The organism is Mesorhizobium sp. M1A.T.Ca.IN.004.03.1.1 (assembly GCF_003997555.1).
GTDB lineage: Bacteria > Pseudomonadota > Alphaproteobacteria > Rhizobiales > Rhizobiaceae > Mesorhizobium.
Genome location: NZ_RZTV01000961.1, coordinates 1 through 242, shown reverse-complemented (window position 1 = coordinate 242; position 242 = coordinate 1). Strand labels below are relative to the sequence as shown.

Below are 242 nucleotides of genomic sequence, written 5' to 3'. Positions count from 1 at the left end.
CCATTCTCGAGCCGGTGAAGCTCGAAGTGCCGCCGGAGCTGAAGGGCCGCAAGCGCCGCACGGCGGCCGGTGCCGCCCTCTACCAGGTGATGTCGAACCTGCTGTTCCGCACCGCCGACACCTCCTCGACCGTGCTCGAGCGCGTCATCCGGGCCGGCCATGAATTCGGCATGAAGAAGCCCGCCGTCGAAGATCCGGTCACCGGCCGGCTGACCTATGGCAAGCTTTTGACCGGGGCGGCC

At 68.2% G+C, this 242-nt stretch carries 1 protein-coding gene; it reads left to right on the top strand.

Annotated elements, in window-relative coordinates; translation table 11 throughout:
* On the top strand, window positions 1-242 hold a 242-nt coding region (locus EOD29_RS34525; protein ID WP_164764077.1), incomplete at both ends, for a hypothetical protein.